Here is a 9,506-nt window from a genome sequence, read left to right as displayed (position 1 = left end):
AACAACTTCACCGCCGCCGAAACCGAAATGCCGAACCGTTTCGCGGCCGACCGGCGGCTCTCGCCACCCAAAACCGCCGCTACAACACGTTCGCGAAGATCATCCGAAAGCGGTCGCGTCATCCGATACTGGCCTCCACTCCAGCCAGCATCTTGAATCACAGAACCGACTGATCGGGAATCCCCTTCGATTCCGTCAAATCAGGAACCGCTCTAGCCCACGTAGAGCAATCCCTGCGGATCGATCTCCGGCTTGCGGCCGGCAACTATGTCGGCAAGGAACTTTCCCGAGCCGCAGGCCATGGTCCAGCCGAGATGGCCGTGGCCGGTGTCGAGGTAGAGATTGTCGTACCGCGCCCGGCCGATGACCGGCACGGAGTTCGGCATCATCGGGCGAAGTCCAGCCCAGAGCTCGGCCTTGCTCTCGTCGAAAGCCCCGGGGAACAGGTCCTTGCCGGTGTTCAGGATCGAGTTGAAATCGCGTGGCTTGAACGTGCGGTCGAAACCGGTGAACTCCGCCGTCGAGGACATCCGCAGCCGGTTTCCCAGCCTGGAATAGCCGATCAGCCGGTCCTCGTCGGCGCCGCCCATGGTCGGCCCCTTGCTTTCATCTTCCAGCGGAACAGTCACGGTATAGCCCTTCACCGGATAGACCGGCAGATCGATGCCGTAGCGGCGGCCGAGCAGACCGCTCTCCGGCCCCATCGAGATGACCACCGCATCGCCGGCCACCGGGCCGGCCGAGGTCATCACGGCGCGCACGCGGCCGCCGTCGATGTCGAGGCCTTCGACCGTCGTGCCGTAGAGGAACTGGACGCCGAGTTTTTCAGCGGCATAGGCAGCGAGGCGCTGCGTGAATTGGCTGGAGTCGCCGGTCTGGTCGATCGGCGAATAGACGCCGCCGGCTATCTTGTCCTTGGCGGCGGCAAGGCCGGGCTCGAGCTCGACCAGCCGGTCGCGGCCGACGATCTCGATCGGCAGGCCGTGTTCGCCGAGATAACGATAATTGTCGGTGCCGGTATCAAAGCTGTGCTGCGAGCGGAAGAAATAGAGAATGCCTTTCTTGCGCTCGTCATAGTGGATGCCGATTTCGGCGGAGGCGGCGTTGATGCAGTTGCGCGAATAGAGCGCCAGACGCAGCTTGACGTCGGTGTTGGCGCGCATGCGCTTATGCGTGCACTGGCGCAGAAAGCGCAGGCTCCAGGCGAAAAAATACGGATCGAAGCGCAGCCGCACCTTGATGCCGAGATCGTGGTTGTAGAGGCCGCGCAGGAACGTCTTCAGCGCGGCTGGCGAGGCCCAGGCGGTGGCGTCTCCGGGCGACACCAGGCCGGCATTCGACCGGCTGGTGCCGCGTGCCGCCGCCGGATGGCGCTCGATCACTGTCACCTCATGGCCGTCGCTGGCCAGATAATAGGCCGCCGCCGTACCGACGACACCGGCCCCAAGTACCAGGATTTTCATTCCGCCCCCAGCGCGCCGAACCAACCTTTGCGGAGAGCCCGCTTCACCCCAGAGCCGAATTCTTGCTGGTCAGGATGCGCTCCCAGGCAAGCGCATCGGCAACGATCTGGTCGAGGTTGTCGCGCTGCGGGGTCCAGCCGAGCTCGCCACGCGCCAGCTCCGAATTGGCGACCACCGCGGCGGCGTCGCCGGCGCGGCGATCGCCCATCCGTACCTCGAAATCATGGCCGAAGACGCGGCGGACGCTGTCGATGACCTCGAGCACCGAATAGCCATGGCTGTAGCCGCAATTGGCGACCAGGCTCGATCCGCCGGCACGCAGCCGCTGAAGCGCCAGCCGATGCGCCGCCGCCAGGTCGCTGACGTGGATATAGTCGCGCATGCAGGTGCCGTCCGGCGTCGGATAGTCGCTGCCGAACACCTGCATGAAGGAGCGCTTGCCGAGCGCCGTCTCGCAGGCGACCTTGATCAGATGCGTGGCACCGGGCGTCGACTGGCCGGTGCGGCCCTTCGGATCGGCGCCGGCGACGTTGAAATAGCGCAGCGCCGTATAGCGCAACCCGTGGGCAATCGCCGCATCGCGCAGCATCCATTCGCTCATCAGCTTGGACAGGCCATAGGGCGATTCCGGCGCAAGCCGGGCATCCTCGCGTACCGGCTCCAGGCCGGCGCCGCCATAGACGGCGGCGGTCGAGGAAAAGATGAAATTGGGCACGCCTTCGCGCACCGCGGTCTCGATCAAGGTGCGCGTCTTGCAGGTGTTGTTCTCGTAATAGGCAAGCGGGTCGGCGACCGATTCGGGGACCACGATCGAGCCGGCGAAATGGATGATCGCGTCGACCTTATTGTCGCGGATGATCGAGGCAACCAGTTCCCTGTCGGCGACGTCGCCGACAACGAGCTTTGCTTCCGGAGCCACTGCCCATTCAAAGCCGGTGGAAAGCCGGTCGAGGACGACGACGCTGTCACCCGTGTCCAGCAATTCCCAGACCATATGGCTACCGATATAGCCGGCCCCGCCTGTCACCAAAACCGTCATCCGCATCCTCGCTATTCATGATTTGTCGGAACTGTCTCAATCGTCGCCTTACTGGAAAACCTGCCGCCGAGCCATTAGAACCTGCGGTAACCGGTCTCATCGGCGCGTGGCATTGTCCTGAAACAAGATTGATCCACATCAAGGGAATAGGCCACGTTCCGTGGTCGTTAGGAACAGGCTCGGGGCGTGGCATTTTGACCAAAAAGGCCAAGTGGACGACGAATGGGCCAATGACTATGATCGCGCGCAAAATTGGGAAGGCGACATGAATTACCAGCGGTTTTTCGAGGAAGCGATCGACCAGCTCCATGCAGAGCGTCGCTACCGCGTCTTCGCCGACCTTGAGCGTATCGTCGGGAAATTCCCGCGCGCCATCTGGCGCGCCAATGGCCGCGCCGAGGAAATCACCGTCTGGTGCTCCAACGACTATCTCGGCATGGGCCAGCATCCCGACGTCATTGCCGCGTTCCAGAAGGCGGCAGGCAAGATGGGGTCGGGCGCCGGCGGCACCCGCAACATCTCCGGCACCAGCAACCCGCTGGTCGAGCTCGAACTGGAGCTTGCCGACCTGCACGACAAGGAAGCGGCACTGGTTTTCACCTCCGGCTTCGTTTCAAACGAGGCGTCGATCTCGACCATTGCAAAGCTGCTTCCCAATTGCCTGATCATCTCGGACGAACTCAACCACGCTTCGATGATCGAGGGCGTGCGGCGCTCGGGCGCCGAGAAGAAGATCTTCCGCCATAATGACGTCGCGCATCTCGAAAGCCTGCTGCAGACGGCCGGCCGCGAGCGCGCCAAGCTGATCGTCTTCGAGAGCGTCTATTCGATGGACGGCGACATCGCGCCGATCAAGCAGATCGTCGAACTCGCCGAGCGTTACAACGCCATGACCTACATCGACGAGGTCCACGCCGTCGGCATGTACGGGCCGCGCGGCGGCGGCATCACCGAGCGCGAAGGGCTGGCCGACCGCATCGACATCATCGAGGGCACGCTGGCCAAGGCGTTCGGCACGCTTGGCGGCTACATCGCCGGCAACACTGCGGTGATCGACGCGGTGCGTTCCTATGCGCCGGGCTTCATCTTCACCACGGCGTTGCCGCCGGCGATCGCTGCAGCGGCAACCACCTCGATCCGCCACCTCAAGCGTTCGCAGGCCGAGCGCGACGCGCAGCTGCGTCAGGCGACACGGACCAAGCAAGTGCTGGCCGCAGCCGGCCTGCCGGTGATGGAATCGCCTACCCACATCGTGCCGCTTCTGGTCGGCGATCCCGAGCTCTGCAAGATGGCCAGCGACCGCCTGCTCGGTGTGCACGGCATCTATATCCAGCCGATCAACTACCCGACAGTGCCGCGCGGCACCGAGCGGCTGCGCATCACGCCTACGCCGTTCCATTCGGACGCGCTGATTGCTTCCCTGCAGGACGCGCTGGTGGAGACATGGGACGCGTTGGGGATTCCCTACGGTTCGGCCGGCCGGCCTTCAGTAGCCAAGAGCGACCGCGTCATTCCGTTGCTGGTGCCGAAGTCGGGCGGGTGAAGCCCGTTTGAAACTCTACTCGGGCTTCGAGGCAGCTCACACACTCGTCATCCATGTCGCCAGCCGGTGCGCGGCTTCTTCGAGCTGGTCGAGACGGCGGTGGAAGCATAGCCTGAGGAAGGCTTCGCCGCCGGGGCCGAAGGCGGTGCCGGGGGCCAGGCCGACATTGGCGCGGTCAACCATGTCGAAGGCGGCAGCGCGGGAATCGGTGATGCCGTCGACCGCGAAGAACAGATAGAATGCGCCCTGGGGCACGGTGAAGCGCGCCCGCCCGGTTTCGGCAAGAATCCCGCAGACCAGGTCGCGCGCCGCCCTCGCCCGCTCCACCTGCTCGAAGATGAAGGCGTCGCCCTCATCCAGCGCAACGACGGCCCCGCGCTGCATGAACTGGGCAACGCCGGAAGTCGAATACTGGACCAGGTTTTCGAACACCTGCTGCAAGGCGGGATGGATCTTGATCCAGCCGATGCGCCAGCCGGTCATCGCCCAGTTCTTGGAACAAGAATTGACGAACAGAATGCGGTCCTCATCGGCCATGATGTCGATGAACGACGGCGCGCGGCCGTGGCCGTAATGAAACAGCGAGTAGATCTCGTCGGCGATGATCCACAGCCCCCTTTCGCGGGCAAGATCGAGGATCGCCTGCAACGTTTCCTTGTCGGCGGTCCAGCCGGTCGGGTTGGACGGCGTGTTGACGAACAGCGCCTTGGTCCGCGGCGTGATCGCCGCTGCGATCTTGTCGACATCGCAGGACCAGCCATTGCCCGACTGATCGAGCGTGACCGCAACTGGCACGGCGCCGGCTACCCCGGCGGCGGCGGCGAAGTTCGGCCATGCCGGCGACAGGTAGACGAGTTCGTCGCCCTTGCCGGCCACCGCGTCGATGGCCATCTGGATGGCATGCATGCCGGAGCCGGTGACGATGAATTCTTCGTTGGCGAAAGTCTTGCCGAAATGCCTGGTGTAGTAGCGGGCGAGCGCCTGCCTGAGTTCGGGAATGCCTCTCTGCCAGGTGTAGAAGGTTTCGCCGTCGGCGAGCGCCTTGGCGGCGGCATCGGTGATGAAGGCGGGCGTCGGCAGGTCACCCTCGCCGGCCCAGAGCGGGATCATGCCGTCGCGGCCGCGGCCACGGTTCATGACGGCGACAATGCCGCTTTCAGGCGCCGCCCGAGCCTCGGCGCGCAAGGTATCGATCAAGGTCATGGATAGGTCCGTTTTCGTTTGCTCGACTGCTAGCGTGTTTCAGGGCGGACGAAAACAGAAAACCCCGGCCGCAGCGACCAGGGTTTTGGTCCAGAAAGTTGCCGCAGGCGCTACTTTCTGGCGAGGAGATCGCGAATTTCGGTGAGCAGCGCGACATCGGCCGGCGGCGGGGCAGCCGGGGCGGCCGGTTTCTCGCGCTCCAGCCGCTGGCGCAGATTGTTCACCGCCTTGACCATCAGGAAGATGATGAAGGCGAGGATAAGGAAGTTCAGCGCCACGGTGATGAAGCTGCCATAGGCGAAAACAGCCCCCTGTTTCTTCGCATCCGCCAGCGATGTTGCGTTAACAGCCGAGGACAAGGGCAGAAAGTAGTTGTTGAAGTCCAATCCGCCCAAAATCGCCCCGATGACCGGCATGATGATGTCGTTGACCAAGGAGTCGACGATTCTGCCGAAAGCAGCGCCGATGATGACGCCGACGGCCAGGTCCATCACATTGCCCCTGGAAATGAATTCCTGAAATTCTTTCAGCATTCGACTCCTCCTTCCCATGACTGGCCGTGCTGCCGTCCGCGCCCTCGGCATCGACCAGCAGGCAGGATAGCAAAAACCTGCGGTTGCAAACAGGAGCAAAAGACCGGTTTCAGCCGGTCACGATTGCCCGAGGCAGCCGATAAAATACGCCAAAAGCCGCGATGGACTTGATCGCCAAGCTGTGATTGCGTCTGATCAAGCGTATCCAAAACCGGCACAGGGAGGAAGTTCGAGGCGTGCAGGGCTGGTTCATCGTCATCATCGCGATTGCCTATGTGACGTTGCTGTTTGCCATCGCCAGCCTGGGCGACCGGCGCTCGACTTCATCCGGCCCCGGCCGCGCCCGGCCCTTCATCTATGCGCTCAGCCTTGCCATCTACTGCACCTCCTGGACCTTCTTCGGCTCGGTCGGGCTGTCCTCCGAGCGCGGCCTCGAGTTCCTCGGCATCTATATCGGACCGGTGCTGGTGTTTGTGTTCGGCTTTCCGCTGCTGCAGCGCATTGTCAGGCTGGCCAAGACCGAGAAGATCACCTCGATCGCCGACTTTCTCGGCGCCCGCTACGGCAAGAGTTTTGCTGTCGCGGCGATCGCCACACTGATCGCGACCATCGGCGCGGTGCCCTATATGGCGCTGCAATTGAAGGCAATCTCCGGCTCGGTCAGCCTGATGGTCGAGCACTATACCGGCGCGCCGCCCTCCTTCGATCCGTTCGTCAGCGACATCTCGCTGGTCGTGGCCATGCTGCTGGCGCTGTTCGCGGTGCTGTTCGGCACGCGCCATGCCGACGCCACGGAGCACCAGGACGGGCTGGTGCTGGCTGTGGCAGTCGAAACGGTGGTCAAGCTCGCCGCCTTCCTGGCGATCGGCCTGATGGTCACGTTCCTGATCTTCGGCGGGCCAGGCGACATGTTCGACCGGCTCGCCGAAAACACGCAGGTGCGCCAGGCGATGGGCTACAACACCTCGCTCGCTACCTGGCTGGTGCTGACATGCCTGAGCGGCTTTGCCGTCCTCATGTTGCCGCGCCAGTTCTACGTCACCATCGTCGAAAACCGCAGCGAGGCCGAGCTGCGCACCGCGATATGGGTGTTTCCGCTCTATCTGGTGGCGATCAACCTGTTCGTGCTGCCGATCGCGCTGGCCGGCCTGGAACTGGTCGGCACGAGAACCAGCAGCGATCTCTATGTGCTGTCGCTGCCATTGTTCAGCGGCCATGACGTTCTGGCCATGGCCGCCTTCATCGGCGGCCTGTCAGCGGCGACCGCAATGGTGATCGTCGAAAGCGTCGCGCTGTCGATCATGATCTCCAACGATCTGGTCATTCCTCTGTTCGTGAGGCGATTGCTGCGGACAACGACCTCCGAGAACGAGGACTGGTCGACGCTCATCTTGAATGTGCGGCGGGCGGCGATCTTCATCATGCTGTTTATCGCCTTCCTCTACTACCGCGAGAGCACCAACAACGCGCGACTGTCCTCGATCGGCCTGATGTCGTTCGCCGCGATCGCGCAGTTCGCGCCGGCAATGATCGGCGGCCTGGTCTGGCGCGGCGCCAACGGCCGGGGTGCCGCACTTGGCATGGTCGCCGGCATCGTCGTCTGGAGCTATACGCTGCTGCTTCCCTCGCTCGTCGCGCCCGATACTGGCATCCTCGCCCACGGCCTGTTCGGCTTAGATGCGTTGCGGCCGCAAGCTCTTTTCGGCACCGTCGCCGAGCCGCTGAACCATGGCGTGCTGTGGAGCTTGTCGATCAACACGCTGTTTTTTGTGTTCGGCTCGCTGTCGCGGGCGTCGGTGCCGCTGGAACGCATCCAGGCGTCGATCTTCGTGCCGCGCGAGGCGGGGCCGCTGCCGAGCCTGCGCCGCTTCCGCACCACCATCACCGTCAACGACCTCAAGGACACGATCGCGCGCTATCTCGGTGTCGAACGCACCGAGCGGTCATTCCAGTCATTCGAAAAGAGCAGCGGCACTTCACTGCACGGCAACGAGCAGGCCAGCATGGATGTCATCCGTTTCTCCGAGCAGCTTCTGGCCAGTGCCGTCGGCTCCTCTTCGGCGCGGCTGATCCTGTCGCTGCTGCTGCGCCGCAACGACCGCGAATCCAAGGACGCCTTCCGCCTGCTCGACGACGCCACCGAGGCGCTGCAGCACAATCGCGACCTGCTGCAGATCGCGCTCGACCAGATGGAACAGGGCATCACTGTCTTCGACCGGGATTTCCGGTTGATCTGCTGGAACCGCCAGTACCGGGCGCTGTTCGACCTGCCCGACGAGATGGGCCAGGTCGGCGTCTCACTCGATCGTATCCTGCGCCACCTTGCCGAGCGCGGCGATATACCGGCAGATCAACGCGTTACCATGCTGAACCGCCTGACCAGCTTCGTCAGCCCCTGGCAGATGGAGCTGAAGACCAGCGGGCGCATTCTCGAATTGCGCTCCAACCCGATGCCGGACGGCGGCATCGTCGCCACCTACGCCGACATTTCCGGACGCGTCGAGCAGGATCTGGCGCTTAAGCGCGCGAACGAATCCCTGGAACAGCGGGTGAAGAGCCGCACCGCCGAGCTCACCCGCGTCAACGAGGAGCTGGCGCAGGCGCAGATGCTGGCCGAGGAGGCCAATCTCGGCAAGACCCGCTTCCTCGCTGCCGCCGGCCATGACATCTTGCAGCCGCTGAACGCCGCCCGCCTCTATTGCTCGTCGCTGATCGAGAAGACCGGCAAGGGGCCCGCCGGCAAGGCGGCGATGAACATCGAATCGTCGCTGGAATCGGTCGAGACCATCCTCGGCGCGGTGCTCGACATTTCGCGCCTCGATGCCGGCGCGATGAAGCCGGACGATACGACCTTCGGCCTAGACGGGCTGCTGCGCCAGATCGGCAACGATTTCCGGCCGCTTGCCGCCGAAAAGAAGCTCGAGCTCTCGATCATGCCGTCGTCGCTCAGCGTGATGACAGACCGCAATCTGCTGCGCCGCTTGATCCAGAACCTGGTCTCCAACGCCATCAAGTATACCCGCCGTGGCCGTATCCTGGTCGGCGTGCGGCGGCGCGGCGAACTGGCCGAGATCCAGGTGATCGACACCGGCATCGGCATTGCCGGCGACAAGCTGAACACTGTGTTTCGCGAATTCACCCGGCTGGACGAGGGCGCTCGCGAGGCGGAAGGCCTCGGCCTGGGGCTCTCCATCGTCGACCGCATCGCCCGCGTCCTGCGGCTCGAAATCCGGATCTTTTCCAACCCCGGCAAGGGCACACGCTTTTCCGTGCTGCTGCCTGTGGCGGCCGTGCAGGCGCCGCGACGCGAGGCGGAGGCGAAGCCGCCTGCCCGTGCCGCGGCCTCGCTTGCCGGGCTCAATGTGCTCTGCATCGACAACGACGCCCGCATCCTCGACGGCATGCGGCTCCTGCTCGAGGGCTGGGGCTGCAGCGTCGACACGCTTTCCGGCGCGGAGGAGCTCGACAGGTCCGGCATGCATCGGCCGGACATCGTGCTTGCCGACTATCATCTCGACAACAGGACCGGCCTCGAATTGATCGCCCAGTTGCGTGCGATCCATGGCGAGGACCTGCCGGCCGTGCTGGTCACCGCCGACCGTTCCAGCGAGGTTCGCGCCGCCGCCGGCAGGCTCGACGTGCCGGTGATCAGCAAACCGCTGAAACCGGCGATGCTGCGCTCGATGATGGCCAGGGTCAGGCCGCTGGCGCCGGCAGCCGAATAG

6 protein-coding genes and 1 pseudogene are annotated in these 9,506 nt (G+C 64.0%); 2 read left to right on the top strand and 5 right to left on the bottom strand.

Annotated elements, in window-relative coordinates:
- The 3 genes and pseudogenes from NMG46_RS03710 to galE all read right to left on the bottom strand — a co-directional run.
- Positions 1 to 122 (bottom strand): annotated as a pseudogene (locus NMG46_RS03710) (IS630 family transposase); the annotation flags it as partial.
- Between the two features lie 90 nt (positions 123 to 212).
- Complete coding sequence (locus tag NMG46_RS03705) at positions 213 to 1,463, bottom strand: D-amino acid dehydrogenase (RefSeq protein ID WP_254816352.1); 1,251 nt, start codon at positions 1,461 to 1,463, stop codon at positions 213 to 215.
- A gap of 43 nt (positions 1,464 to 1,506) precedes the next feature.
- Complete coding sequence (gene galE, locus NMG46_RS03700) at positions 1,507 to 2,502, bottom strand: UDP-glucose 4-epimerase GalE (protein ID WP_254816351.1); 996 nt, start codon at positions 2,500 to 2,502, stop codon at positions 1,507 to 1,509.
- Between the two features lie 265 nt (positions 2,503 to 2,767).
- Here galE and hemA point away from each other — a divergent pair, with 265 nt between their 5' ends.
- On the top strand, positions 2,768 to 4,045 hold the full coding sequence (gene hemA / locus NMG46_RS03695) for a 5-aminolevulinate synthase (RefSeq protein ID WP_254816350.1): 1,278 nt from the start codon (positions 2,768 to 2,770) through the stop codon (positions 4,043 to 4,045).
- A gap of 36 nt (positions 4,046 to 4,081) precedes the next feature.
- On the opposite strand, the gene NMG46_RS03690 is transcribed toward hemA, so the two are convergent.
- Positions 4,082 to 5,248 carry a pyridoxal phosphate-dependent aminotransferase gene (locus NMG46_RS03690; RefSeq protein ID WP_254816349.1) on the bottom strand — a complete coding sequence of 389 codons (1,167 nt, stop codon included), beginning with the start codon at positions 5,246 to 5,248 and terminating at the stop codon, positions 4,082 to 4,084.
- 110 nt (positions 5,249 to 5,358) lie between these two features.
- Entirely contained in the window at positions 5,359 to 5,781 is a 423-nt protein-coding gene (gene mscL, locus NMG46_RS03685) for a large conductance mechanosensitive channel protein MscL (RefSeq protein ID WP_254816348.1), read from the bottom strand.
- 236 nt (positions 5,782 to 6,017) lie between these two features.
- Between mscL and NMG46_RS03680 the strand changes: the two genes are divergently transcribed.
- The gene (locus tag NMG46_RS03680) at positions 6,018 to 9,506 is read left to right on the top strand and encodes a PAS domain-containing hybrid sensor histidine kinase/response regulator (protein ID WP_254816347.1); all 3,489 of its coding nucleotides are present in this window, start codon (positions 6,018 to 6,020) and stop codon (positions 9,504 to 9,506) included.

This window comes from Mesorhizobium sp. LMG 17147 (assembly GCF_024297145.1).
Taxonomy (GTDB): Bacteria; Pseudomonadota; Alphaproteobacteria; order Rhizobiales; family Rhizobiaceae; genus Mesorhizobium.
Note: the sequence above shows the minus strand (reverse complement) of the source record. Positions and strands in the feature narration are given on the sequence as shown.